This window comes from Streptomyces sp. NPDC017991 (assembly GCF_044328075.1).
Taxonomy (GTDB): Bacteria; Actinomycetota; Actinomycetes; order Streptomycetales; family Streptomycetaceae; genus Streptomyces.
The window spans coordinates 433,558-459,392 of the sequence record NZ_JBIRGP010000008.1 but is presented as its reverse complement, the minus strand read 5'-3'; the positions used below and the strand labels follow the sequence as shown (position 1 = coordinate 459,392).

The 25,835-nt window shown below is 71.8% G+C and carries 20 protein-coding genes; 12 read left to right on the top strand and 8 right to left on the bottom strand.

Annotated features, from left to right (window positions below):
- Positions 1 to 52: 52 nt before the first annotated feature.
- Positions 53 to 898: a spermidine synthase gene (locus ACH4DZ_RS25085; protein ID WP_398289550.1), complete on the top strand. Its 846-nt coding sequence runs from the start codon at positions 53 to 55 to the stop codon at positions 896 to 898.
- Between the two features lie 59 nt (positions 899 to 957).
- On the opposite strand, the gene ACH4DZ_RS25080 is transcribed toward ACH4DZ_RS25085, so the two are convergent.
- The gene (locus ACH4DZ_RS25080; protein ID WP_398289549.1) at positions 958 to 2,256 is read right to left on the bottom strand and encodes an MFS transporter; all 1,299 of its coding nucleotides are present in this window, start codon (positions 2,254 to 2,256) and stop codon (positions 958 to 960) included.
- Between the two features lie 161 nt (positions 2,257 to 2,417).
- Positions 2,418 to 3,455: a hypothetical protein gene (locus ACH4DZ_RS25075; RefSeq protein WP_398289548.1), complete on the bottom strand. Its 1,038-nt coding sequence runs from the start codon at positions 3,453 to 3,455 to the stop codon at positions 2,418 to 2,420.
- Between the two features lie 166 nt (positions 3,456 to 3,621).
- Between ACH4DZ_RS25075 and ACH4DZ_RS25070 the strand changes: the two genes are divergently transcribed.
- The gene (locus ACH4DZ_RS25070; RefSeq protein WP_398289593.1) at positions 3,622 to 4,059 is read left to right on the top strand and encodes a DUF4442 domain-containing protein; all 438 of its coding nucleotides are present in this window, start codon (positions 3,622 to 3,624) and stop codon (positions 4,057 to 4,059) included.
- Between the two features lie 176 nt (positions 4,060 to 4,235).
- Positions 4,236 to 5,414 carry a phytanoyl-CoA dioxygenase family protein gene (locus tag ACH4DZ_RS25065; protein ID WP_398289547.1) on the top strand — a complete coding sequence of 393 codons (1,179 nt, stop codon included), beginning with the start codon at positions 4,236 to 4,238 and terminating at the stop codon, positions 5,412 to 5,414.
- Between the two features lie 382 nt (positions 5,415 to 5,796).
- Here ACH4DZ_RS25065 and ACH4DZ_RS25060 read toward each other — a convergent pair whose 3' ends face one another.
- From ACH4DZ_RS25060 to ACH4DZ_RS25045, 4 genes are read right to left on the bottom strand one after another with little or no spacing between them, the layout of a single operon-like run.
- Positions 5,797 to 6,810 (bottom strand): Gfo/Idh/MocA family protein, encoded by a 1,014-nt coding sequence (locus ACH4DZ_RS25060; protein WP_398289546.1) that lies wholly within the window; start codon positions 6,808 to 6,810, stop codon positions 5,797 to 5,799.
- Complete coding sequence (locus ACH4DZ_RS25055) at positions 6,810 to 7,718, bottom strand: ATP-binding cassette domain-containing protein (RefSeq protein WP_398289545.1); 909 nt, start codon at positions 7,716 to 7,718, stop codon at positions 6,810 to 6,812. The genes ACH4DZ_RS25060 and ACH4DZ_RS25055 overlap by 1 nt, the downstream gene beginning before the upstream one ends.
- 3 nt (positions 7,719 to 7,721) lie before the next feature.
- A complete protein-coding gene (locus ACH4DZ_RS25050; RefSeq protein WP_398289544.1) occupies positions 7,722 to 8,795 on the bottom strand; it encodes an ABC transporter permease in 1,074 nt (357 codons plus the stop codon).
- Positions 8,796 to 8,800: 5 nt separating this feature from the next.
- Complete coding sequence (locus tag ACH4DZ_RS25045) at positions 8,801 to 9,817, bottom strand: sugar ABC transporter substrate-binding protein (RefSeq protein ID WP_398289543.1); 1,017 nt, start codon at positions 9,815 to 9,817, stop codon at positions 8,801 to 8,803.
- 244 nt (positions 9,818 to 10,061) lie between these two features.
- On the opposite strand from ACH4DZ_RS25045, the gene iolC reads away from it, so the two are divergent.
- From iolC to ACH4DZ_RS25000, 9 genes are all read left to right on the top strand, one after another.
- Positions 10,062 to 11,036, top strand: coding sequence for a 5-dehydro-2-deoxygluconokinase (gene iolC / locus ACH4DZ_RS25040; protein WP_398289542.1), 975 nt, complete (start codon positions 10,062 to 10,064; stop codon positions 11,034 to 11,036).
- Positions 11,037 to 11,080: 44 nt separating this feature from the next.
- Positions 11,081 to 11,959, top strand: coding sequence for a deoxyribose-phosphate aldolase (locus ACH4DZ_RS25035; protein WP_398289541.1), 879 nt, complete (start codon positions 11,081 to 11,083; stop codon positions 11,957 to 11,959).
- A gap of 46 nt (positions 11,960 to 12,005) precedes the next feature.
- Positions 12,006 to 12,881 carry a 5-deoxy-glucuronate isomerase gene (gene iolB / locus ACH4DZ_RS25030; RefSeq protein WP_398289540.1) on the top strand — a complete coding sequence of 292 codons (876 nt, stop codon included), beginning with the start codon at positions 12,006 to 12,008 and terminating at the stop codon, positions 12,879 to 12,881.
- Between the two features lie 57 nt (positions 12,882 to 12,938).
- A complete protein-coding gene (gene iolD / locus ACH4DZ_RS25025; RefSeq protein WP_398289539.1) occupies positions 12,939 to 14,813 on the top strand; it encodes a 3D-(3,5/4)-trihydroxycyclohexane-1,2-dione acylhydrolase (decyclizing) in 1,875 nt (624 codons plus the stop codon).
- 72 nt (positions 14,814 to 14,885) lie between these two features.
- Positions 14,886 to 16,382, top strand: a complete 1,497-nt coding sequence (locus ACH4DZ_RS25020) for a CoA-acylating methylmalonate-semialdehyde dehydrogenase (RefSeq protein WP_398289537.1) — start codon at positions 14,886 to 14,888, stop codon at positions 16,380 to 16,382.
- A gap of 48 nt (positions 16,383 to 16,430) precedes the next feature.
- Positions 16,431 to 17,213 carry a GntR family transcriptional regulator gene (locus ACH4DZ_RS25015; protein WP_398289536.1) on the top strand — a complete coding sequence of 261 codons (783 nt, stop codon included), beginning with the start codon at positions 16,431 to 16,433 and terminating at the stop codon, positions 17,211 to 17,213.
- Positions 17,214 to 17,327: 114 nt separating this feature from the next.
- A complete protein-coding gene (locus ACH4DZ_RS25010) occupies positions 17,328 to 19,808 on the top strand; it encodes a SpoIIE family protein phosphatase (RefSeq protein ID WP_398289535.1) in 2,481 nt (826 codons plus the stop codon).
- 183 nt (positions 19,809 to 19,991) lie between these two features.
- Entirely contained in the window at positions 19,992 to 22,484 is a 2,493-nt protein-coding gene (locus ACH4DZ_RS25005) for a beta-glucosidase (RefSeq protein WP_398289534.1), read from the top strand.
- Positions 22,485 to 22,596: 112 nt separating this feature from the next.
- Positions 22,597 to 23,253, top strand: a complete 657-nt coding sequence (locus ACH4DZ_RS25000) for a DedA family protein (RefSeq protein WP_398289533.1) — start codon at positions 22,597 to 22,599, stop codon at positions 23,251 to 23,253.
- Positions 23,254 to 23,356: 103 nt separating this feature from the next.
- Here the strand turns inward: ACH4DZ_RS25000 and ACH4DZ_RS24995 are convergent, their stop codons facing one another.
- Both ACH4DZ_RS24995 and ACH4DZ_RS24990 read right to left on the bottom strand, forming a co-directional pair.
- Positions 23,357 to 23,890, bottom strand: coding sequence for a gamma carbonic anhydrase family protein (locus ACH4DZ_RS24995; RefSeq protein ID WP_398289532.1), 534 nt, complete (start codon positions 23,888 to 23,890; stop codon positions 23,357 to 23,359).
- Positions 23,891 to 24,018: 128 nt separating this feature from the next.
- Complete coding sequence (locus ACH4DZ_RS24990; protein WP_398289531.1) at positions 24,019 to 25,758, bottom strand: SulP family inorganic anion transporter; 1,740 nt, start codon at positions 25,756 to 25,758, stop codon at positions 24,019 to 24,021.
- Positions 25,759 to 25,835: the final 77 nt, after the last annotated feature.

Genomic DNA, 25,835 nt, shown 5'->3' with positions numbered 1-25,835 from the left:
CTTCCGTACGGAAGGCGGGTCGGCACCCGCGCGTCACCGGCACAATGGGTGCGTGGACGAGCCGATACCCGTGACCAGGACCGTGGACCACGGGACCGCCAAGCTGATGCCGGACATCGACCGCAAGCGGGCCTGGCTGCTGACGGTCGACGGGGCGCCCCAGTCGTACGTCGACCTCGACGAGCCGACGTACCTGGAGTTCGAGTACGCGCGACGGCTCGGGCACGTCCTCGACACGGTCGTGGAACCGGCGCTTCCGCTGGACGCGCTCCACCTCGGCGGCGGCGCGCTCACCCTGCCCCGCTATCTCGCCGCGACCCGGCCGGGGTCCCGGCAGGACGTGGTGGAGGCCGACAGCGGGCTCCTGGACCTCGTCGTCGAGCATCTGCCCGTCGCCGAGGACGCGGGCATCGCGCTGCACGGCGCGGACGCCCGCGCCTGGCTCGAAAACGCCCCCGACGCCTCGGCGGACGTCCTGATCGCCGACGTCTTCGGCGGCTCCCGGGTACCGGCGCACCTGACCTCGGTGGCGTACGCGCGGGAGACGGCGCGCGTCCTGCGGGGCGACGGCGTGTACCTGGCCAACCTCGCCGACGCCTCGCCCTTCGCCTTCCTGCGCTCCCAGCTCGCCACGTTCTCCACCGTGTTCGAGGAGCTGGCCCTGATCGCCGAGCCGGGTGTGCTGCGCGGCCGCCGCTTCGGGAACGCGGTGCTCGTCGCCTCGCACCGGCCCCTCGACACCGCCACCCTCATGCGCCGCACGGCCTCCGACGCCTTTCCGGCGCGTGTCGAACACGGGGACACGCTGCGGGTCTTCATCGGGGACGCGAAGCCCGTACGGGACGAGGACGCGGTGCCGTCGCCGGAGCCGCCGTCCGGGGCCTTCAGCGTCGGCTGATAGGCGGACCCGCTGATCGGCTGCTCAGCGGACCGGTCGACCGGCGGACGGGGCGCGGCTCAGTTCTCGGAGTGCGCCGGGCGCGCGGGCTCGCGCTTCGCCGGGGTCCCCTGCGCCACTTCCTTCGTGCGCCGCGTCAGATCGCGTACGTCGGGCACGAAGAGCACCGCCGCCGTCACCACGACGACCAGGACCGCGCAGCCCCACAGGGCCGCCGGACGTCCGAAGACGGACTCGGCCGGGCCCGCGAGGGCGGTGGCGAGCGGGACCATGGCGATCGAGCCGAACCAGTCGTACGCCGAGACGCGGGAGAGCTTGTCCTCCGGGATCTCCTGGTGCAGCGCGGTCATCCACGAGACGCCGAACACCTCGATGGCGACGCCCGTCCCGAACATCACCGCGCACAGACCGCCGACGGGGAAGGGGACGGCCAGCGCGGCCGACGGCAGGGCGAGCGGGAAGACGCAGAGCGTTCCGGCGAGCAGCAGTCTGCGGGGCTTCCAGCGCATCATCAGCAGAGCGCCCCCGACGGTGCCCGCGCCGAACGCGGCGAGGGCCAGGCCCCACGGACCGGCGCCCCCGAGGCTGTCCCGGGCGACCAGGGGGCCGTACACCGCCTCGGCGGCGCCGACGACCGCGACCACGACGGAGAACTGCGCGACGATCGCCCACAGCCAGGGCCGCCCGACGACCTCGCGCCAGCCGTCGCGGAGGTCGGTGAGCAGCCCGGTGCCCGGCACCCGGGGCGGTATGTGCCCGACGTCGAGGAAGGCCCGCAGGGCGCCCGCGACCGCGAAGGCCACGGCGTCCACAGCGAGCACCCAGCCCGGCCCGACCACCGCGACCATTGCTCCGCCGAGCGCGGCGCCGCCGAGGCCGGCCCCGTGCATCGCGAGGCGGAACACGGCGAAGGCGCGGTTGGCCTGCTTGCCACTGACGGAGGAGAGCAGCATGCCCTCGGCGGCCGGGGCGAAGAACGCCTGGCCGGTGCCGCCGAGCGCGGTGAGGAGCATCATCTGCCAGAGCTGCGGCTCACCGGCGATCACGAGGGCCGCGAAGGCCGCCTGGGAGAGGCAGTTGAGGGTGTTGGCCGCGACCATCACGCGGTGCCGGGGCAGACGGTCCGCGACCGCGCCGCCGATCAGCAGGAAGAGCACGAGGGGCAGGGTGCGGGCCGCCGCCACCAGGCCCACGTCACCGCCGTCGCCGCCCTCGTCCAGGACGGCGAACGCCGCCGCGATCAACGCACCCTGGCTGCCCAGGTTCGTCACGACCGCGGCGGCGGTCAGCAGGGTGTAGTTGCGGCCCGCCCAGGAGGGGCGGCGCGGTCCGGCGGAGGAGTCGGCGGCGGGTTTCACCTGGCGACTATCTCCGCCGACGGGCCGACTTGCCAAACGGATTGTCGGCCTGTTCCGTGCCGCATCCCGCGTGGTCCCGCTCCGCCCCGCCGCGCGCCGGGGCGGGCGGGGTGGGCAGGGCGAATGGTTCCTGCCGCGGTACCGGCCGTCCCGCCGCCGCGTCAGCCGTCCGTCGGGGCGTCCTTGGTGAGACGCACCGTGCTCAGGATCTTCTGGACGGTCGCCTCGGGGATCTCGTCGTCGACACCCTGGGCACCGAACAGGTTCCAGGTGACGTAGTCGCCCGCGCCGTTCTTGAACGCGAAGGTGATGGCCTTGCCCTCGCTGTCGCACTTCCCCTTCTGCGGTGTGTTGCTGGAGTGGGCGTTGGCGACGCTGCCCTTGAGGCCCGACTTCGTCGTGTAGGCCTTCGCCTTGTCCCACTTCACGCTCTTCTTGTCGGGCTGCGTGTAGCCACCGAAGATCCACCACGGGACGCGGGTCTCGGCCGCCTCGGCCGTGTCCTTGGCGCCGTTCTCGCCGCGCGTTCCGGCGGTGACCAGCGCCGTGTCCTCCTCGCGGCCGTCCTTGTCGCTGTCGCTGGTGCACCACTTGGACTTGAGGTAGGCGGGGGCGGTGACCGTGGTGCGGTCGGTCTTGCCCTTCTCCTCCCACTCGAAGCCGACGCTCGTGTCGGTGCTCTCGATCTCCCAGTCGGCGGGCACGTCGAACATCGTGCCGAAGCGCGGATTGATCACGACCTTCCAGCCCGCGACCGTCGGCTTCTCGGCGTCCGTGCCGCGCGGGTTGTCCTCACCGCTGGACGCGGACGCGCTCGGGTCCTTGGGCGCGCTCGACGACGGCCGCTTCGGCTTGCCGTCCTTGTCGCCGCCGGCCTCGTCGTCCTTGTCGCCGCCCAGGACCAGCACACCCGTGACACCGGCCGCGACGACGACGGCCGCGGCGGCCACGATCGCGACGACCTTCGTCCTGTTCCTGCCGCCGCCCTCCGGGGGCTGCGGCGCACCGGGCGCGGTCCAGCCGGGCTGCCCCGGCTGCGTGTACGGGTTCTGCGGCTGGGGTCCGGTCTGGTACCCGGGCTGCTGATATCCGGGCTGCTGATACGGATTCGGCTGCTGGTATCCCGGCTGCTGGTACGGGTTCTGGTTCTGGTCCTGCGGGTTCTGCTCGCCCCCGGGCGGCTGATTTCCTGGCCACATGGCCAGTAACCCTAGTGCCGCAGGGGACACGGTTGGGTCACTGCCCCTCATCAGGCGCGTAACCGGATCACCCGCGAGGGCGGGCGCCGTGTGTTCGAGATCCCGTCCGGGATCCTGTTCAAGGTTCGCTACTCGCGGGTAACGTGCGGCCATGAGCGCAGATCAGATGTCTATCGGCGAGCTGCTCGCCGCCACCGTGCCGATGGTCCGGACCCTGAAACTGGAGTACCTCGAAACCACTCCGGAGAGGGCCGTGCTCGCGCTGCCCGACCAGAGCGAGTACCACAATCACGTGGGCGGGCCCCATGCCGGGGCGATGTTCACCCTGGGGGAGTCGGCGAGCGGGGCGGTCGTGCTGGCCGCGTTCGGGGACCAGCTCGCGCGGGCCGTGCCGCTGCCCGTGACCGCCGAGATCGCGTTCAAGAAGCTCGCCAGGGGGCCCGTCACGGCCACCGCCACCCTGGGGCGGCCCGCCGCCGACGTCGTCGCCGAACTCGACGCCGGTCTGCGCCCGGAGTTCCCGGTGGCCGTCGCCATCCAGCGGGAGGACGGCGCCGTCACCGGCGAGATGACGGTCGTCTGGACGCTGCGCCCCAACGGCTGAGGGCGCCGCGTCCCCACGGCTGGGGCCACCGCACGGGCCGTGCGCGCTGAGGGGTTTTTGATGGCTCGGTGACGATTGCTTGAGGGGTACGGCGTCATGAGAATGACAGCAACGCGTCGCCGCGGCCCCGCACGGTTCGCCGCGATTCCCGCAAGGACCACCCCGAAAGGACGACGATGTCCAGCACCCTTTCAGGACCCCGCACCTGGCTGTCCGAGCACGACTGCGACCTCGACGGATTCCGTGAACTGGTCGAGCGGGGTACCGACCCGGCCGACTACCCGTACGCCGCCGCCGTCGAGCGGAACGTCCTGCTGTACGACAGCGAGAGCCTGCGCGCCGAGGTGCGGACGCCCGAGGGCCGCCGGAACGTACAGGCCGAGCTGGTCCGGGCGCTCGCCGAAGGGCCCGGCATCGTGGTGTTCAAGGGCGCCTTCCCCGACCGCGGGGTCCTCGACCGGGCGACCGGGGTCTTCGACGCCCTGATCGCCGAGCAGCGCGCCTCGGGCGCCGTCGCGGGCGACCACTTCGCGAAGCCAGGCGCGAACGACCGGGTCTGGAACGCGCTGGAGAAGGCGGCCCTGCTCGCCCCGGAGGCGTTCGCCGACTACTACGCCAACGACATCCTCGCCCTGGTCTCCCTTGCCTGGCTCGGCCCCGGCTACCAGGTCACCTCCCAGGTCAACGTCGTGAACCCGGGCGGCGCCGCGCAGACCGTGCACCGCGACTACCACCTGGGCTTCCTGAGCAACGAGGTCGCCGCCGCGTACCCGGCGCACGTGCACCGCCTCTCGCCGGTGCTGACGCTGCAGGGTGCGGTCGCCCACTGCGACATGCCCGTCGAGTCCGGCCCGACGATGTATCTGCCGCATTCGCAGAAGTACGAGCCCGGCTATCTGGCCTGGCGGCTGCCGGAGTTCCACGCGTACTTCGAGGCGCGGCACGTGCAACTGCCGCTCGCCGCGGGGGACGCGGTGTTCTTCAACCCCGCGCTCTTCCATGCCGCCGGACACAACACGTCGGCGGACATCCGGCGGATGGCCAATCTGCTGCAGGTGTCCTCCGCGTTCGGGCGGGCCATGGAGAGTGTCGACCGGGAGGCCCTGTCGAACGCGGTATATCCGGTGCTGCTCGCTCGCGCGGCGGCGGGGGCGAGCCGGGAGTGGCTGGAGGCGGTGGTGGCGTCCAGTGCGGAGGGGTATCCCTTTCCGACCAACCTGGACTCCGATCCGCCTGTGGGTGGGTTGGCGCCGGCTTCTCAGGCGGATGTCGTGCGGCACGCGTTGAGGGAGGGGTGGGAGCCGGGGAGGTTGCGGGAGGCCTTGAGGGAGGCGGTTGAGCGGCGCTCCAGCTGAGCGGGGCGGGTGGTTGGGCCGGTTCTTCGGGTGCGGGTTCACTGTGGCTGGCCGCGCAGTTCCCCGCGCCCCTGAAAGGCGACAGGATTGCGCAGTTCCCCGCGCCCCTAGAAGCCAAAGGCAAAAGATTGCGCCGTTCCCCGCGCCCCCGGGTGGGACGGGGCGCAGCCCCGCCCCGAGGGGCGCGGGGAACTGCGCGACCAGCCCCCACCGGCCTGCGGACGGACACGGTTCTTGGGGGCGCGGGGAACGGCGCGAGCGGCCCCCACCGGCCTGCGGACGGACACGGTTCTTGGGGGCGCGGGGAACGGCGCGAGCGGCCCCCACCGGACCGCACGGGGATTTCTGCCCGAGCGGGGCCGGGGTTCGGGCCCCTGCCAGGTCAGGCGTAGAACCGAGGGCGTTCCGCGAGTTCCACTTCCACTCGGCCGCCCTCCTTCTGGGCGCGGACCCCCGCCTCGCAGACCGCTGCCGTGGCGTAGCCGTCCCAGGCGCTGGGGCCCGTGACCTCGCCGCGGCGGGTGGCGTCCACCCAGACCTGCATCTGACGGTCGTACGCGTCCTCGAAGCGCTCCGTGAAGTCCTGGGCGATGGTGCCGCCCCAGCGGCCCGCCATGTTGGTGACCAGGGAGTGCCCGTCACCGATACGGGCCGTGCCGCGCTCGCAGACCACCTCGGCCTGCACCTGGTAGCCGAAACCGCAGTTGACATTGATCTCGACGTCCACGATCGCGCCGCCGGCGGTCTCGAAGAGGACCAGCTGCGGGTCCTGCAGACCCTCGGGCGCGTTGCCCGACGGCGTCGGCTTCAGCACGGTGACCGCGGTGATCTCCTGGCCGAGCAGCCAGCGGGTGATGTCCATCTCGTGCACGACGGAGTCGTTGATGAGCATCTCGCTGGTGAATCCGGGCGGGGTCGCCACATTGCGGTGCCGGTTGTGCAGCATCAGCGGCCGGCCCAACTGGCCGGTCTCCAGCAGCGACTTGAGCTTCACGTACTCGGCGTCGTACCGGCGCATGAAGCCCACCTGCACCCTGCGGTGCCCGAGCCGCTGCTCGGCTTCCAGGACGCGCAGCGCCGAGGCCGAGCCGGGTGTGAGGGGCTTCTCGCACAGGACCGGCAGGTCGTGCTCGAACGCGGCGAGCAGGGCCGCCTCGTGGGCGGGGCCCGGGGAGGCGATCAGTACGGCGTCGACGCCGTCCGCGGCCATCGCGGCGGCCGGGTCGGTGTGGGCGGAGCAGCCCTCGATGCCGTCGGCGATCCGTTTGACCCGTTCCGCGTCGACGTCCACGACCGCGGCCACGCGGGCCCCGCTGGTCACCTCGTGGAGCCGGCGTACGTGGTCGGCCCCCATCCTGCCGGTGCCGATGACGGCCACGCCGAGCACGCCCGCCATCAGGACTTCCCCTTCGATGCCGCGAGGGGTGCCTGGAGGTCGTCCTCCTCGGGGAGCCCTTCGACGTCCACACCGCGTACCTGCGCCAGCTCGTGCTTGAGGGCGGCGAGTTCGGCGCCCCCGGCCATGTGGTTGGTGAGCTCTTCGAGGGTGACGTCCGCGCGGGACGCGGAGAGTTCCATCGTGCCCAGACGCAGGACGCTGAAGTGGTCGCCGACCATATAGGCGTGGTGCGGGTTGTGGGTGATGAAGATGACGCCGAGTCCCCGGTCGCGGGCGGCGGCGATGTACTTGAGCACCACACCGGACTGCTTGACGCCCAGGGCGGCGGTGGGCTCGTCCAGGATGAGCACGCGGGCGCCGAAGTAGACGGCGCGGGCGATGGCCACGGACTGGCGCTGGCCACCGGAGAGGGTGCCGATCGGCTGGTCGAGGTCGTCCAGGACGATGCCCATGGCCCGCAGTTCGGTGTCCGCGGTCTGCTTCATCGCCGCGATGTCCAGGCGGCGGATCGGCCAGGGGCCCTTGGTCAGCTCGGAGCCGAGGAAGAAGTTCCGCCACACCGGCATCAATGGCACGGTGGCCAGGTCCTGGTAGACGGTGGCGATGCCCTTGTCGAGGGCCTCGCGCGGGGTGCTCAGGTGCACCGCCTCGCCGTCGATGAGGAACTCGCCCTCGGTGTGCTGGTGCAGCCCGGAGATGATTTTGATCAGGGTGGACTTGCCGGCGCCGTTGTCGCCCAGCACGCAGGTGACCTGGCCGGGGTGGACGGACAGGTCCACGCCGTGCAGGGCGCGGACGTTGCCGTACGCCTTGCCGGCCCCGCGCAGCCGCACGATCGGCGGTGCGTCCTGGGGCGCGTCCTGGACAGCGGGGGCGTCGTCGCTGGAGGTGGTGTTGTCGGTCATGGGTTACCTCCGGGTTGCCTGGCGGCGGACCCACAGATTGACGAGGGCGGCGAGCAGGAGCATGACGCCGAGGAAGGCCTTGAACCAGTCGGGGTTCCAGTTGGCGTAGACGATGCCCTGGGAGACCATGCCGAAGATGAACGCGCCGATGACGGCGCCGATCGCGGAGCCGTAGCCGCCGGTGAGCAGGCAGCCGCCGATGACCGCGGCGATGATGTACAGGAACTCGTTGCCCACGCCCTCGCCGGACTGGACGGTGTTGAACGAGAACAGGATGTGCATGCCGACGAACCAGGCACCGGCGCCGACGCCCATGAACAGGGCGATCTTGGTGAAGGTGACCGGCACGCCGACCGCGCGGGCGCTCTCCTGGCTGCCGCCGGTGGCGAAGATCCAGTTGCCGAACTTGGTGCGCAGCAGCAGCCAGGTCGCGGCGGCGGCGAGGATCAGCCAGTAGAAGACGGTTATCTTCACGTCGACCCCGCCGATGCCTATCTCGGAGGCGAAGACGCTCTTGGCCTGGTCGAAACCGTCCATGTCGCTGATGGAGTCGGTGGCGACGTTCTCGGTGAAGAGCTTGGTGATGGCGAGGTTGGCGCCCTGCAGGATCAGGAACGAGCCCAGCGTGATGAGGAACGACGGCAGTCCGGTGCGTACCAGCATGTAGCCGTTGAACGCGCCGATCGCGAGCGCCACCACCAGGGCGACGATGACGCCGGTCCACACGTTCATGGACAGCTGGAAGCTCCACATGCTCGCCGTGAGCGCGGAGGTGGTCACGGCCACACCGGCGGAGAGGTCGAACTCGCCGCCGATCATCAGCAGGGCGACCGGGAGGGCCATGATGCCCATCACGGAGGCCTCGTAGAGCACGTTGGCCAGCGAGCTCGCCTCACGGAAGGGCGAGGCGACCGCGAAGAAGAAGATGTACACGGCGATCGCCGCGATGAGGGCGCCGATCTCCGGGCGGGCCGCCAGGCGGCGGGCCAGGGACCGTTCCGAGGTCCGGCCGTCCTTGGGGGCGGCCGGCGAAGCCGGCGGCGAGGAACTCGCCGCCGGTGCCGTTGCCTGGGTCATGGGTGTCACCGAGTGCCCTTCGAGGCGAACTTCGCGATGTCGTCCACGTTCTCCTTGTCGACGAACGCCGGGCCGGTGAGCACGGGCTCCTGGCCACCACCGCTGAAGTTGCCGTTGGTCTTGTAGAGCCACAGGGAGTCCACCGACAGGTAGCCCTGCAGATACGGCTGCTGGTCGACCGCGAACTCGATGTCGCCGCTCTTGACGGCGTCGACCATCTCCTTGTTGAGGTCGAAGGTCGCCACCTTCGCCTTGCTGCCCGCGTCGTCCACGGACTGCACGGCGGTCAGGGCGAACGGGGCGCCGAGCGTGACCACGTAGTCGATCGACGTGTCCTGCTTGAGCTTGGCGTTGATCGTCGACTTCACGGACGGCATGTTCGTGCCGTTCACGTTGAGGGTCGTGGTCTTGCCCTTGAACGTCTTCTTCAGACCGGCGCAGCGCGCTTCCAGGGAGACGCTGCCCTGCTCGTGGATGACGCAGATGTTGTTCTTGGAGCCGAGTGCGTTGAGCTTCTCGCCGAAGGCCTCACCGGCGACGAACTCGTCCTGGCCGAAGTAGGACAGGAGACCCTGCTCCTTCCAGTCGTCGATGCCTCCGTTGAGGCCGACGACGGGGATGCCGGCCTTCTCGGCCTTGGCGACGACGTCCTTCATGGCGTCGGGCTTGGAGAGGGTGAGCGCGATGCCGTCGACCTTCTGGTCGATCGCGTTCTGGACGAGGTTGGCCTGCTTGGCCGAGTCCGGGTTGTTCGAGTAGACCAGCTCGACGTTGTCCTTGGCGGCGGCGGTCTCCGCTCCCTTGCGGACGAGGTCCCAGAAGGTGTCACCAGCGGCCGCGTGGGTGATCATCGCGATCTTCATACGGGGGGTGTCGGCCTTGCCGGCCGACGCGTTGCCCGAGTCCTCCTCGGCCTTCTTGCCTCCCGAGTCGCTGGAGCAACCGGTGACTATCAGGGCCGCCGCGGCGGCCGCGGCGACGAGGGCGATTCTGCGGGAACGGGGGCGAGACGTGCGGTCCATCTTTCCGGCACCTCACTGTGCGGCAGGGGAGAGGGAGCTAAAACTCGGCAGTTCTGTTGGGAGGGGATGTAAGTCCCTCATATGCCCCGCTGTCAATACTTTGTTAAGACATCATTTCACGGTGACGTGAGAATGTAAGTACAAAGTCTTGACATGGCTCGGCCCCCGGTCTTACACCTAGGACACACCGGTCCCCCGCATCCCGCACCCCCACCAGCCCGCATCCACACGAGGAGCGACGCGTATGAGCGAGTCCTTCGACCTGATCACCATGGGCCGCATCGGGGTCGACCTCTACCCTCTGCAGACCGGCGTACCGCTCGCACGCGTCGAGACCTTCGGCAAGTTCCTCGGCGGTTCGGCGGCCAACGTGGCGGTCGCCGCGGCACGCCTCGGGCGCGCGACGGCGATCGTCAGCCGTACCGGTGATGATCCGTTCGGAGCCTATCTCCACCAGGCTCTCAAGGAATTCGGGGTCGACGACCGCTGGGTCACGCCGGTCGAGGAGTACCCGACACCGGTCACGTTCTGTGAGATCTTCCCGCCCGACGACTTCCCGCTGTACTTCTACCGGCAGCCCAAGGCGCCGGACCTGGTGATCCACACCGACGAACTGGACTTCTTCGCGCTCCGGGCGGCCAAGATCTTCTGGATCACCGGCACCGGACTCAGCGAGGAGCCCAGCCGCTCGGCCACCCTCGCCGCCCTCAAGGCCCGCGACAAGGCCGGCACCACCGTCTTCGACCTCGACTGGCGCCCGATGTTCTGGAGCGGCAACAGCAGCGGCTCCCGCAGCGGGCCCGACGAGGCCCGCCCGTACTACACCGAGGCCCTGCGGCACGCCACGGTCGCCGTCGGCAACCTCGACGAGTGCGAGATCGCCACCGGCGTCCGCGAACCGCGGGCCTGCGCCGACGCCCTCCTCGAAGCCGGCGTGGAACTGGCCGTCGTCAAGCAGGGCCCCAAGGGCGTCCTCGCCGTCCACCGCGACGGCACGACCGCCGAGGTGCCGCCCGTACCCGTCGAGGTGGTCAACGGCCTCGGCGCGGGCGACGCGTTCGGCGGCGCGCTCTGCCACGGCCTGCTGGCCGGCTGGGAACTGGAGAAGACGATGCGGTACGCCAACGCGGCCGGCGCCCTGGTCGCCTCCCGCCTCGCCTGCTCCTCCGCGATGCCGACCGCCGCCGAGGTCGAGGAACTCGTCACCTCTCGCGGCTGAAGATCTCACGGCCGACACCGCACCACCCCGAACGGAGCCAGACCTTGAGCATCACCATCCCCGACCTCGTCAGGGTGCGTGTCCAGCACCCCGAGGCCGTGGCCGAAGCGGCCGCCCGCCGCAGCCGGCGACCCCTCGTCGGCGACAGCGGCCGCCTCATGATCGTGGCCGCCGACCACCCGGCCCGCGGTGCGCTCGGCGTCGGCGACCGCAAACTGGCCATGGCCAACCGCGCCGACCTGCTGGAGCGCCTGTGCATCGCGCTGTCCCGGCCGGGCGTGGACGGGGTGCTCGCCACCGCCGACATCCTGGACGACCTCCTCCTGCTCGGCGCGCTGGAGAACAAGGTCGTCATGGGCTCCATGAACCGCGGCGGCCTGGCGGGCGCCGCCTTCGAGATGGACGACCGCTTCACCGGCCACCGCGCCGAGGACATCGAGCGGCTGAACTTCGACGCGGGCAAACTGCTGCTGCGCATCGATTACGACGACCCCGGTTCGCTGACCACGCTGGAGTCCACCGCCCGCGCGGTCGACGACATGGCCGCGCGCCGACTGCCCGTGTTCGTCGAGCCGTTCATCTCCCGCCGCGTCGAGGGAAAGGTCCGCAACGACCTCTCCGCCGAGGCCGTCACCCGCTCCATCGCCATCGCCTCCGGCCTCGGCGGCACCTCCGCGTACACCTGGCTGAAACTGCCCGTCACCAGCGACCCGGACGACATGGCCGCCGCACTGGAGACCTCCACGCTGCCCGCCGTCCTGCTCGGCGGCGAGGTCGGCAGGGACCAGGAGGGCGCGTACGAGAAGTGGCGCAAGGCGCTGCGGCTGCCCACCGTCCAGGGTCTGGTCGTCGGCCGCTCCCTGCTCTATCCCGCCGAGGGCGACGTGGAGACAGCGGTGGACACCGCGGTCGGCCTGCTCTGACCGGAGATCAGCCCGTCGTGACCGGACACCGGAAGGATCACACCTCATGACCAGCGCACACCACCTGCCCGCGGGCAAGGCCGCGAGCGGCCCCTACGCCGTGGACGTGACCCCGGAGAGCGCCGGCTGGGACCACTCCAGCCTCCGGGTCCTCGAACTGCCCCCCGGCGGCACGCACCTGTTCACCGCCGGGGACAGCGAGTGGATCGTCACCTCGCTCGGCGGCGGCTGCACCGTCGCCGTCACCGACGACTACGGACAGGACGAGTTCGAAGTGCGCGGCCGGGCGGACGTTTTCAGCGGCGTCAGCGACTTCGTCTACGTGCCCAGGGACGCGACCGCCGCCCTCACCTCCGACGAGGGCGGCCGGTTCGCCCTCACCGGGGCCCGCTGCGAGCGCCGTCTGCCGGCCCGCTACGGGCCCGCCGGGTCCGTGCCCGTCGAACTGCGCGGCAGCGGCAACTGCTCCCGCAGGGTCCACAACTTCGGCGCGGCCGGGGTCTTCGAGTGCGACAAGCTCATCGCGGTCGAGGTGATCACCCCGGGCGGCAACTGGTCCTCGTACCCGCCGCACAAGCACGACGAGAACCGGCCGGGCGAGGAGTCCGAGCTGGAGGAGATCTACTACTTCGAGATCGCCGACCACCAGGGCACCCCCGGCCTCGGCTACCAGCGCGTCTCGCCCTCCGGCAACGGCGGCGGCACGGACGTGCTCGCCGAGGTGCGCGGCGGAGACGTCGTCCTGATCCCGGACGGCTGGCACGGCCCCTCGATCGCCTCGCCCGGCCACGACATGTACTACCTCAACGTCATGGCGGGCCCCGGCGCCGACCGGGCCTGGCTGATCTGCGACCACCCCGACCACGCCTGGATCCGCGACACCTGGCCGAGCCAACCGGTCGACCCCCGCCTGACCCCGTGACCCGCTCCGTCACGCCCGCAGCCTCCGCCTCCGCCTCCGCATCCGAGTGAGGAACCGATGAGCCGCTCCACCCTCCGTCTGACCGTCGCCCAGGCACTGGTGCGTTTCCTGGCCGCGCAGTACACCGAACGCGACGGCGAACGGCACCGGCTGATCGCCGGTACCTGGGGGATCTTCGGCCACGGCAACGTGGCGGGCCTCGGCCAGGCGCTCCTGGAGGCCGGCGAGGAGACCATGCCCTTCCACCAGGGCCGCAACGAACAGGCCATGGTGCACGCCGCCGTCGGCTACGCCCGCCAGCTCGACCGGCTCTCCGCGCAGGCCGTCACCACCTCGATCGGTCCCGGCGCCACCAACCTCGTCACCGGCGCGGCCCTCGCCACGATCAACCGCCTGCCCGTGCTGCTCCTGCCCGGTGACTACTTCGCGACCCGCGTCGCCGACCCGCTGCTCCAGCAGCTGGAACACCCGGTCGAGGCCGACCTGTCCGTCAACGACACCCTGCGCCCGGTCTCCCGCTACTTCGACCGCATCCACCGCCCCGAGGCGCTGATCCCCTCCGCCCTCGACGCGATGCGGGTGCTCGCCGACCCCGTCGACACCGGCGCCGTCACGCTCGCCCTGCCGCAGGACGTGCAGGCCGAGGCGTACGACTGGCCCGAGGAGTTCTTCGCCGACCGGGTCTGGCACGTCCGCCGCCCGGCGCCCGAACCGGCCGAGCTGGCCGCCGCGGCGGAGGCCGTACGCGGCTCCCGGCGCCCCCTGATCGTCGCGGGTGGCGGCGTCCACCACAGCGAGGCCGAGCCGGCACTCAAGGCGTTCGTCGAGGCCACCGGCATCCCGGTCGCCTCCACCCAGGCCGGCAAGGGCTCGCTGCGGTACGACCACCCGGCGGACGTCGGCGGCATCGGCCACACCGGCACCGCCGTCGCCGACGACCTGGCCCGCACCGCCGACCTGGTCATCGGTGTCGGCACCCGCTACTCGGACTTCACCACCGCCTCCGCCACGCTCTTCCAGGAGCCGGCTGTCCGGTTCGTCAACCTCAACGTCGCCGCCTTCGACGCGCACAAGCTGAGCGCCCGCACCCTGGTGGCCGACGCCCGCGCGGGCCTCGAAGCCCTCACCGGGGCGCTCGCCGGCCATCGCGTGGCCGAGGCGTACGAGGCCGAGTACCGCGCGGGCAAGGAGCGTTGGGAGCAGGTCGTCGACTCGGTCTACCGGGCCGACGACGAGCACGCCGTCCCCACCCAGACCCAGGTCCTGGGCGCCCTGGACGCCGTGGTCGGCGACGACGACGTGGTGATCAACGCGGCCGGCTCGCTCCCCGGCGACCTGCACAAGCTCTGGCGGGCGCGCGGCCGGCGCCAGTACCACCTGGAGTACGGCTACTCCTGCATGGGCTACGAGATCCCGGCCGGCATCGGCGTCCAGCAGGCCGCCCCCGGCACGCCCGTGTGGTCACTGGTCGGCGACGGCACGTACCTCATGATGCCGACCGAGATCGTCACGGCCGTCCAGGAGGGGCTGCCCGTCAACCTGGTGCTCATCCAGAACCACGGGTACGCGTCCATCGGCGGCCTCTCCGAGGCGGTGGGCGGCGAGCGCTTCGGCACCGCCTACCGCTACAGGGCCCCGGACGGCACCTTCACCGGGGACCCGCTGCCGGTCGACCTGGCCGCCAACGCCGCCAGCCTCGGCATGGACGTCCTGCGTGCCAAGACCGTGGGCGAACTGCGGGACGCGCTGGCCACCGCCCTCGCGTCCGACCGGCCCACCTGCGTGTACGTCGAGACCGACCCGGCGCCCACCTCGCCCGGCGCCGAGGCCTGGTGGGACGTACCGGTCGCCGAGGTCGCCTCCCGCGAGGCCGCGACCAGCGCCCGTACGACGTACGAGCGGCAGGTCGCCGACCGTCGCCGCCACCTCTGACCGTGCCGTCCCCGTCTCCCGCCCGCACCTCCCCGCGCTGAACCTCCCGCTCGTGAAAAGGACCCGCATCCCATGAAGAACATCGACCACTGGATCGGCGGGAAGCCCGTCGCGGGTGCCTCCGACCGCTTCGGCCCCGTGTACAACCCCGCCACGGGCGCCCAGGAGAAGCAGGTGCCCTTCGCCTCCGTGGACGAGGTGGACGCCGCCGTCGCCTCCGCGAAGGCCGCCTTCGGGAGCTGGGGCACCGCCTCGCTCGCCAAGCGCACCTCGGTCCTCTTCAAGTACCGCGAACTGCTCGACGCGCACCGCGACGAGATCGCCGAGCTGATCACCGCCGAGCACGGCAAGGTGCACCCGGACGCGCTCGGCGAGGTCGCCCGGGGCATGGAGATCGTCGAACTCGCCTGCTCCGTCCCGCAGTTGCTCAAGGGCGAACTGTCCACCCAGGTCTCCACCCGGGTCGACGTGGCCGCGATCCGCCAGCCCCTCGGTGTCGTCGCGGGCATCACGCCGTTCAACTTCCCCGCCATGGTGCCGATGTGGATGTTCCCGCTCGCCATCGCGTGCGGCAACACCTTCGTGCTCAAGCCGAGCGAGAAGGACCCGTCCGCCTCCTACCGGCTCGCCGAGCTGGCCTCCGAGGCCGGACTGCCGGACGGCGTCCTCAACGTCGTCCACGGTGACAAGGCGGCCGTCGACCGCCTCCTGGAGCACCCGGACATCACGGCCGTCTCCTTCGTCGGCTCCACGCCCATCGCCAAGTACATCCAGCTCAAGGGCATCGAGCACGGCAAGCGCGTCCAGGCCCTCGGCGGCGCCAAGAACCACATGCTCGTCCTGCCCGACGCCGACCTGGACTTCGCCGCCGACCAGGCCATCAGCGCGGCGTACGGCTCGGCCGGCGAGCGCTGCATGGCCGTCTCGGTCGTCGTCGCCGTCGGCGACACCGGGGACGAACTGGTCGAGAAGATCGCCGAGCGGGCCAAGGGCCTGAAGATCGGCCCCGGCAGCGACCCGGCCTCCGAGATGGGCCCGCTCATCACCCGCGAGCACCGCGACAAGGTCGCCTCGTACGTCGCGGGCGCCGCCGCCCAGGGCGCCGAGGTCGTCGTGGACGGCACCGGCTTCACCGTGCCCGGCCACGAGGACGGCTTCTTCCTCGGCGTCTCGCTCCTCGACCGGGTCCCGGTCACCGCGGACGCCTACCGGGACGAGATCTTCGGCCCGGTGCTGTGCGTGGTCCGCGCCGAGACCTACGACGAGGGCATCGCACTGATCAACGCCTCCCGCTGGGGCAACGGCACCGCGATCTTCACCCGGGACGGCGGCGCCGCCCGCCGCTTCCAGCTGGAGGTCCAGGCGGGCATGGTCGGCGTCAACGTGCCGATCCCCGTCCCGGTCGGCTACCACTCCTTCGGCGGCTGGAAGGACTCCCTCTTCGGCGGCCACCACATCTACGGCAATGACGGCGTCGCCTTCTACACCCAGGGCAAGGTCATCACCACCCGCTGGCCCGACCCGGCCGACAGCGGCGGCATCAACCTCGGCTTCCCGAGCCATTCCTGACTCTCCGCCTGAGCCGCCTGCGTACGTACGTCCGAGGAAGGGGCACGAGTGGCAGAGACCGGAACCACACGTCCGGCCACCGCCGGGGCCTTCGACCGGCTGGAGGTCGCCCTGGACCGGGGCAGCCCGATCCCGCTCTACTACCAGCTCGCCCAGCAACTGGAGTCGGCGATCGAGCACGGGGCGCTCGCCCCGGGCGACCTGCTGGGCAACGAGGTGGACATCGCCGCGCGGCTCGGCCTGTCCCGGCCCACCGTCCGCCAGGCGATCCAGTCCCTGGTGGAGAAGGGCCTGCTGGTACGCCGCAGGGGCATCGGCACCCAGGTGGTGCACAGCCAGGTCAGACGCTCACTGGAACTGAGCAGCCTGTACGACGACCTGGCCGCCGCCGGGCAGAGCCCCGCCACCCGGGTGCTGCGCAACGAGATCGAGTCGGCCTCGGCGGAGGTCGCCGCGGCCCTCGGCATCCCCGAGGGCCGGGACGTCATCGTGCTCGAACGGCTGCGCACCACCCACGGCGAACCCGTGGCCCACCTCCGCAACCACCTGCCCGCCACCCTCCTCGACCTGGACACCGGGAGACTTGAGGCGACCGGCCTCTACCGGCTGATGAAGTCCGCCGGCATCACCCTGCACAGCGCCCACCAGACCGTGGGCGCCCGAAGCGCCACCGCCGCGGAGGGCGTACTGCTCGACGAGCCCGCGGGAGCCGCGCTGCTCACCATGCGGCGCACGGCCTACGACGACACCGGACGGGCCGTGGAGTACGGGACCCACGTCTACCGGGCGGCCCGCTACACCTTCGACTTCCAGTTGCTCGTCCGCCCCTGATCGGGTGCGTTTGCCGGGCTCACCAGCCCTCCACGGCGGTACGTTGGGCCCGTGCGGCGCGGGTGCATCGACCGTGGCGTGGGAAGACCACTCCCAGCGACGGAGAGGGTCAGGGTGTCGACGAGCGAGGAGAGCGGCGTGGCGGCGCGTCGGTTCGACGTGGCGGATGCCGCGGTGGTGCTGCTGGACGCCCGCGTGGCGGTGTCCGGCTGGACCGCGGACGCCGAACGGCTGTTCGGCTACCGAAGCGCCGAGACCGTGGGCCGTTCCGTGGCGGACCTGCTGATGCCCGAGGACGCCGCGCGCCTGCCCGGCCTGGCCCGCCGGTGCGTGCGGGACGGCCGCTGGACCGGACTCCTCGCGGTGCGCCACCGGGACGGCCACCCGGTCGTCGCCACCGTACGGGTGCTGCCCGCCGTGGAGGCCGGGGACGGCCCGCCCCGCTGGGTGGCCCTGGCCGCCGACACCGCGGGTACCCCGGGCTGGGGCATGAGCCGAGGGGTGCTGGAGCGGATGGCCGCCCACTCGCCGATCGGCATCGCCATCGTCGACACCGATCTGCGCTTCGTCTGGTCGAACACCGCGCTGGAGCAGTTCGGCGGCGGACCCGGGCACGAGCGCATCGGCAAGCGGCTCGCGGACATACAACCAGGACTGGACGCCGCCGCCCTGGAAGCGGTGATGCGCCAGGTCCTGGAGACCGGCGAGACCGTCGCGGGCTACGAACACGTCGGTACGGTCCGCTCGGCACCGCACCGGGAGACCGCCCACGCCATGTCCTTCACCCGGCTCGACGACGACCAGGGCACCCCGCTCGGCGTGTACTACACCGTCGTGGACGTCACCGAGCGCTTTCGGGCCCGCGCGCGCCTCACCCTCCTGGACCGGGCGGGCAAGAGCATCGGCCGCACCCTGGACGTCACCCGCACCGCCCAGGAACTGGCCGACATCGCGGTACCGGGACTCGCCGACCTCGTCACCGTCGACCTGCTGGAGACCGTCCTCGAAGGCGGTGAGCCGGCGCCCGGACCGACGGGGGGACCCCTGGGCGGGCCGGACGCCGTCCCCCTGCGCCGGGCCGGCCACCGCTCGGTCGACGACGAGGGCCCGGAGACCTCCGTCGGAATCGGCCAGGTGGCCCGGTACCGCGCCGACTCACCCCCGATCACCGCCCTGACCGGCGGCAGGTCCTGGATCGAGGAGCGCCTCGACCCGCCGGCCGCGGCGTGGACCGCCGACCCGCCCCGGGGCGGGGCCGCCGACTTCCCCGGCCCCGGACCGCACACCGCGATGATCCTGCCCGTCCGGGCCCGCGGCACCACGCTCGGCATCACCACGTTCTTCCGCAGCCGCCGCGAGGAGCCCTTCGACCACGACGACCTGGGCCTCGCCGAGGAGTTCGTGGCCCGCGCCGCCCTGTGCCTCGACAACGCCCGCCGCTACACCCGCGAACGCGACGCGGCGCTCGTCCTGCAACGCCATCTGCTGCCGCACCGGCTGCCCGAACAGGACGCGATGGAGGTCGCCGCCTGCTACCGGCCGGCCGACGAGCTGACGGGCCTCGGCGGGGACTGGTTCGACGTCATCCCGCTGTCCGGCGCCCGGGTCGCGCTCGTGGTGGGTGACGTCGTCGGGCACGGCATCGAGGCCGCCGCCGCGATGGGCCGGCTGCGCGCCGCCGTACAGACCCTCGCCGACCTGGACCTGCCGCCCGAGGAAGTGCTGGCCCACCTCGACGACCTGGTCGACCGGGCCGGACAGGAGGACGACCCGGGGACGGCACCCCGCGCCGACGGCACCCGCGCGAAGGGCGCCAGCTGCCTGTACGCCGTGTACGACCCGGTCGGCGGGAGGCTGTCGATGGCCGCCGCCGGCCACGGCCTGCCCGCCGTCGTCGCCCCGGACGGCACGGTGGACTTCCCCGAACTGCCGCAGGGGCCCGAACTGGGCGTCGGCGGACCGCCTTTCGAGTCGGTCGAGCTGCGGCTCGCCGAAGGCAGTGTGCTCGCCCTGTGCACCAACGGCCTGCTCGCCGCCGAGGGGCCCGCGGACCGACGGGACGCCGACGCCGACCGGGAACGGCTGCGCCGCGTGCTCGGACGGCGCGCTCCCGACCTCGACGAACGCTGTCTGGCCGTGGTCGACGCCCTGGTCCCCGCGCGCCCGCCGGACGACGTGGTGCTGCTGATGGCCCGCGCCCGCCGCCTGCCGGCGGACCGGACGGTGTCCTGGGAGCTGCCGGGTGACCCTGCCTCGGTCGCCGAGGTCCGCAAGCGCACCTCGCGCCAGCTGTGCGAATGGGGTCTCGACGAGCTGACCTTCACGACCGAACTCGTCGTCAGCGAGCTGTTCACCAACGCGATCCGGCACGCGGACGGCCCCATCAGGCTGCGGCTGATCATGTCGAGGACCCTGGTCTGCGAAGTGTGGGACGCCAGCCCCACGGCCCCGCACCTGCGCCATCCGAAGACGACCGACGAGGGTGGCCGCGGTCTCTTCCTGGTCTCGCAGTGCACCCAGCGCTGGGGGACCCGCTACACCCAGGACGGCAAGATCATCTGGACGGAACAGTCCCTGGCCGGCCCGACGTTCTGACCGACGTACTGGCAGACGTTCTCACCGATCGGTGCGGTCGCATTTTCTGCTGCGACGGTGGCGCCTAACACTGCGACAAGTCGCTTTTGTCGCATAGTGCGTCCGGAGGGCGAACCATGACGGCCGCCCGCGCGCCCCGCGGTTCACCTCCTCGTGCCCGCACCCAACGAGGAGTGACGCCTCATGTCCGACCCTGTCTCCCGGCGGCCCGTCTCCCGGCGGCCCGTGTCCCGGCGTTCCGTCCTGCGCCTGCTGGGCGGCGCGACCGCCGTGGCCCTCGCCGCGACCACCGGCAGTCCCGCGCCCGCCCGGGCGGCCGTACGGGAGCCGGCCGCCGGCCGCCGTGTGGAGGGCCTGCTCGCCCAGCTCACCCTGGACGAGAAGATCTCCCTGCTGCACGGCGCCCCCGACCCGGAGTCCCTCGGCCAGGCCGGTCACGTACCCGGCGTGGCACGGCTCGGCATCCCGCCCCTGCGCCTCGCCGACGGCCCCGCCGGCGTCCGCGTCAAACAGCGCGCCACCGCCCTGCCCGCACCCGTCCTGCTCGCCTCCGCCTTCGATCCCGGCCTGGCCCGCCGCTACGGACGGGTCATCGGCCACGAGGGCCGCGCCCTCGGCCAGGACGTCCTGCTCTCCCCGATGGTCAACCTGGTCCGCACCCCGTACGCGGGCCGCAACTTCGAGACGTTCAGCGAGGACCCGCTGCTCTCCGCCGACCTGGTCGCCGAGGAGATCAAGGGGATCCAGGGCGAGGGCCTCATCGCGACCGTCAAGCACTACGCGATGAACAACCAGGAGAAGGACCGCGAGACCGTCGACGTCCGGGTCGACGAGCAGACCCTCAACGAGGTCGAACTGCGCGGCTTCGAGGCCGCCGTCGGCGCCGGCGCCCGCGCGGCCATGGGCGCCTACAACAAGGTCAACGGCGTCTACGCCTGCGAGAACAAGGAACTCCTCACCGGGATCCTGCGCGACCGCTGGGGCTTCGAGGGCTGGGTGATGACCGACTGGTACGCGGCCCACAGCACCGTCGCCTCGCTCACCGCGGGCCTCGACATGGAGATGCCGAACAGCAGGTACTTCGGGGCCGCCCTGAAGAAGGCGGTCCAGGACGGCGGCGTCTCCGAGGAGTACGTCGACCGGTCCGTACGCCGCGTCCTGACCGCGATGGACGACTTCGGCCTGCTCGACGGCAGTGCCCCGCCCCGCCCGCGCCGGGACCCGGCGGCGGGCGCGGCCGTCGCCCTGGAGGTCGCCAAGGCGGGCGCGACCCTCCTGCACAACGAGAACGGCACCCTGCCCCTCACCGGCGAGGGCGCCCGCAGCATCGCCGTCGTCGGTCCCACCGGCTCCCTCCCGTTCGTCAGCGGCGGCGGCAGCGCCCACGTCGTCCCCGACCACGCCGACAGCCCACTGGACGCCATCAGGTCCCGCGCGGGCGAGGGCGCCCGGGTCTCGTACGCACTCGGCGAGGACCTCTTCGGCAAACCCCTGCCGAAGAACGCGCTCTCGGCGGGCATCGCCCCCGAGGCCCAGCGGATCGCCGCCGGGAAGACCTGGACGTACGACGGGACCCTCACCGTCGAGGACGCCGACGAGTGGACCTTCGTCATCCACTACTCCGGTACGCGGCCGAGGGTGCTCCTGGACGGAACGGAACTCTTCCCCGTCGTGGCCGGGCTCGCCGAGCAGTTCGCCGGCGGACTGGTGTCGGCCGCCCCCGACGGCCTGGCGGTCCGGCGCAGGACCGTCGATCTCACCCCTGGCGGGCACCGGATCGAGATCACCGCGAAGGGCGGGGACGCGGGGCAGACGTTCCGGCTGCGGCGCGTCACCGGCGCGACCCGCGCCCAGGACGTGGCCGAGGCCGTGCGGGCCGCGTCGGCCGCGCACAGCGTCGTCCTGTTCGCCTACGAGGACGCCACCGAGAACCAGGACCGCACGACTCTCGCGCTCCCCGGCCACCAGCCGGACCTGATCGAGGCGGTGACCGCCGCGAACCCGCGCACCACCGTCGTCCTCAACACCTCCTCCTCGACCGCGATGCCCTGGCTGGAGCGCACCGCCGCCGTGCTGCAGATGTACTACCCGGGCCAGGAGGGCGCGGCGGCCACCGCGGCCGTCCTGTTCGGCGACTGCGACCCCGGCGGACGGCTCACCCAGTCCTTCCCGGCCGACGACGAGAGCCACCCGGTCGCCGGCGAACCACGCCGCTACCCGGGTGTGGGCGGCGTCGAGGAGTACTCCGAGGGCATCCACGCCGGCTACCGCTGGTACGACGCCAAGGGCGTACGGCCGCTGTTCCCGTTCGGGCACGGACTCTCGTACACCTCCTTCGCGTACGAGGATCTGGTGGTGGAACGGACCGGGGACGGGCTGGACGTCGTCTTCACCGTGCGCAACACCGGGCGGCGGGACGGCGTCGACATCCCGCAGGTCTACGTGGGCCCCTCGCCGGACCTGCGCGTCGAGCGGGCGGTACGCGTGCTGAGCGGCTACCGGCGGCTCGCGCTGAGGGCGGGGGAGTCGCGCAGGATCACCGTGCGCGTCGACGAACGCACGCTGTCCTCGTGGGACCCGCGCGGGCCCGGCTGGGCGCTCGGTACCGGGCGGCGGACCGTATGGGTCGGGGCATCGTCGCGTGACCTGCGGCTCCGTACGACGGTGGCCGTATGAGCCCCCGACGGGCCGTCGGGCAGGGGGCGTGAACCGGTAGGCTGCCCGGCGTGCGCATGACCGAGCGCACGCCGGGCCCGGCCCGGACCGCGGTGATGGGGAGGAACCGGCGTTGCACGTCCAGGAATGGCTAGAGACCGTGCCTGCGGTCAGCATCTACGCGCTGGTGGGCCTGGTCATCGGCCTGGAGAGCCTGGGCATCCCGCTGCCGGGTGAGATCATCCTCGTCTCCTCGGCGCTGCTCGCCTCCCAGCACGGTGACATCGACCCCGTCATCCTCGGCGCCTGCGCGACAGCGGGCGCGATCATCGGTGACTCCATCGGCTACGCCATCGGCCGCAAGGGCGGGCGCCCGCTGCTGGCCTGGCTCGGCGCGAAGTTCCCCAAGCACTTCGGCGAGGGCCATATCGCCACCGCCGAGCGGTCCTTCGAGAAGTGGGGCATGTGGGCCGTCTTCTTCGGCCGCTTCATCGCCCTGCTGCGGATCTTCGCGGGCCCGCTCGCGGGTGTGCTGCGCATGCCGTACTGGAAGTTCCTGATCGCCAACGTCCTCGGCGGGATCATCTGGGCGGGCGGCACCACGGCGGTCATCTACTACGTCGGCGTGGTGGCCGAATCCTGGCTCAAGCGCTTCTCCTGGCTGGGCCTGGTACTCGCCGTCCTCATCGGCGCCGCCTCCATGCTGATCATGAAGCGCAAGGCGAAGAGGATGACGGCGGAGGCCGAGCAGGAGACGGCTGCGGCGGAGCCGGTCCCGGCGACGGACTGAGACCGCCTGCAAAAAAGGGCGGGCGGAGCCGCACCTTTTTTGAGGGACGCGGCGAACTGCGCGACCGGCCACAACGGACCCGCACCAGACCGACGACCCCCGCCTACCCTTCCTCGTGAGCCGCCCGGTGGGCTTTCGCCAACTCCACGTAGAACACCCCGTTGAGCGAAACCCCCTCCCGCTCCTCCGCGCTGAGTTCCCGCCTCACCTTGGCGGGAACACCGGCTACGAGCGACCCGGGCGGCACCCGCATCCCCTGCGGCACCAACGCCTGAGCCGCGACGAGCGACCCGGCTCCGATCACCGCCCCGTTGAGGACCGTCGCCCCCATCCCCACCAGACAGTCGTCCTCGACAACCGCCCCGTGCACCACGGCGTTGTGCCCGATGGACACCCGCTCCCCGATGGTGATCGGAAAACCCGGGTCGACATGGAGCGTGCAGTTGTCCTGGACGTTGCTGTCGGCGCCGATCACGATCGGACCGCAGTCCGCGCGCAGCACCGCGCCGTACCAGACGCTCGCGCCCGGCCGCAGGGTGACGTCCCCGATGACCACGGACGTGGGCGCCACGAACGCCTCCGGGTCCACCCGCGGATCCTTGCCGCCGATCCCCATGACCAGCGCCTCGTGCGTCATCACTGTCTCCTCGTCGTCGGTACACCGGCACGGTAGGCGATGGACCGCCGGCCCGGCCCTCCGGGTCCGTGTCACCCGCCCCGGGCGAGGCACGGCCGCCCGGCGCCGCAGAGGTGGTGCGAGCGCGGTCAGTCCTGGGACGGCGGCCGGTCCGTCGCCGTCCACCGGGCGCCGGTCTTCTCCCGATAGGCGGCGACGGCGGCCTCGATGGTGGGGAAGAAGTGCCGCGGATCGATGGTGCGCGTCAGTTCGTACCGCTCGATCTTGCGCCGCACCGGATCCTTCAGCTCGGCGAACACCAGGCTGATGCCCCGCGCGTTGAGCGCCTCGTCCAACTCCTCCAGTTCGTCGGCGGCCGTGGTGTCCACGTCGGTCACCGGCTCGGCCGCGATCAGCACCCAGACGGGCCGCGGTTCGCCGAGGGCCAGCCGCGTCACCTCGTTGCGGAAGGCCTTGGCGTTGGCGAAGAACAGGGGACCGTCGAAGCGGTGGATCACCAGTCCGGGCAGATGCTCGGCCTGCGGGTACGAGCGGACGTCGTGGTAGCCCTCAAGTCCCGGCACCCGGCCGAGGACGGTGTTGTACGGCCACCAGGCCCGCCGGAAGACATTGAGGATCGACAGACCGACGGCGACGCCGATCCCCGGCAGCACGCCGAGCAGGGCCACGCCCAGGAAGGCCGCGATCGCCAGCAGGAACTCCGTCCTGCGCTGACGCCACAGCCGTACCGTCCCCGAGAGGTCGGCCAGGGACAGCGACGCCGTGATCACCACCGCGGCCAGCGCGGGCTGGGGCAGATTGCGGAACAGCCCGGGAAGCAGCACCAGCATGAGAACGATCAGGCCGGCTCCGACGACCCCGGTGAGCTGACTCCGGGCGCCCGCCCGTTCGGCGACGGCCGTCCGTGACCCGCTCGTGCTGACGGGGAAGCCCTGGAACAGTCCGGCCGCCACGTTCGCCGCGCCGATCGCGGTCATCTCCTCGTTGCCGCGGATCTCCTGGCCCGTGCGGGTGGCGAACGCCGAGGCGTTGGAGATGGTGTCGGCGAGCGAGACGAGCGCGATGCCCAGGGCGCCGACGAAGAGCGGGCCGAGGTCGTCCCAGCGGATGCCGGGCCAGGTCAGCGGCGGGAAGCCCCGGGGCAGTTCACCGACCAGGCCGACGCCGTGCCGGCCCAGGTCGAAGAGCGAGGTCGCGGCGATGGCCAGCAGCACCATGACGAGGACCGCCGGCACCTTCGGCAGCCACCGCTGCAGGACCAGGATCAGCACGATCCCCGTACCGCCCACCGCCACGGCGGCCGGGACCGCCTTCCCGTCGGCCAGCCCCTGGAAGAAGTCCCCGACCTCGCCGAGCAGCCCGTCGGCGTCCGTCCTGAAGCCGAACAGCTTCGGCAGCTGCCCGATCAGGATGGTGAGCGCCAGGCCGTTCATGTAGCCGATCATCGTGGGCTTGGAGATCAGGTCGGCGATGAAGCCGAGCTTGGCCACCCCCGCCAGGAGCGTGATCGCCCCGACCATGAGCGCGAGCATCGAGGCGAGCGCCACGGCACGTTCGCTGTCCCCTCCCGCGACGATCAGGGGCAGGACGGTGGCGGCGATCATCGGGCCCAGCGAGGAGTCCGGGCCGAGCACCAGAATCCGTGACGGGCCGAACACCGCGTAGGCGAGCAGGCAGAGAACCGACGTGTAGAGCCCGGTGATCGCCGGCAGCCCCGCCAGCTCGGCGTACGCCATGCCCTGCGGCACCAGCAGCGTGGTGAGGACGACCCCTGCGACGACGTCCTTGACGAGCCATTCCCGCCGATAGGCCAGAAGCGCACGCAGCCCGGGCGGGACGCTCGGAGCGCTCTTCCTGTCACCTGGCATCGCGGCCCTCCGCCCGGTCCCTCGCTCATAGACGTCTACTCCGTGGCGCACGAACCCGTCGTCACCTCGCAGGGGTG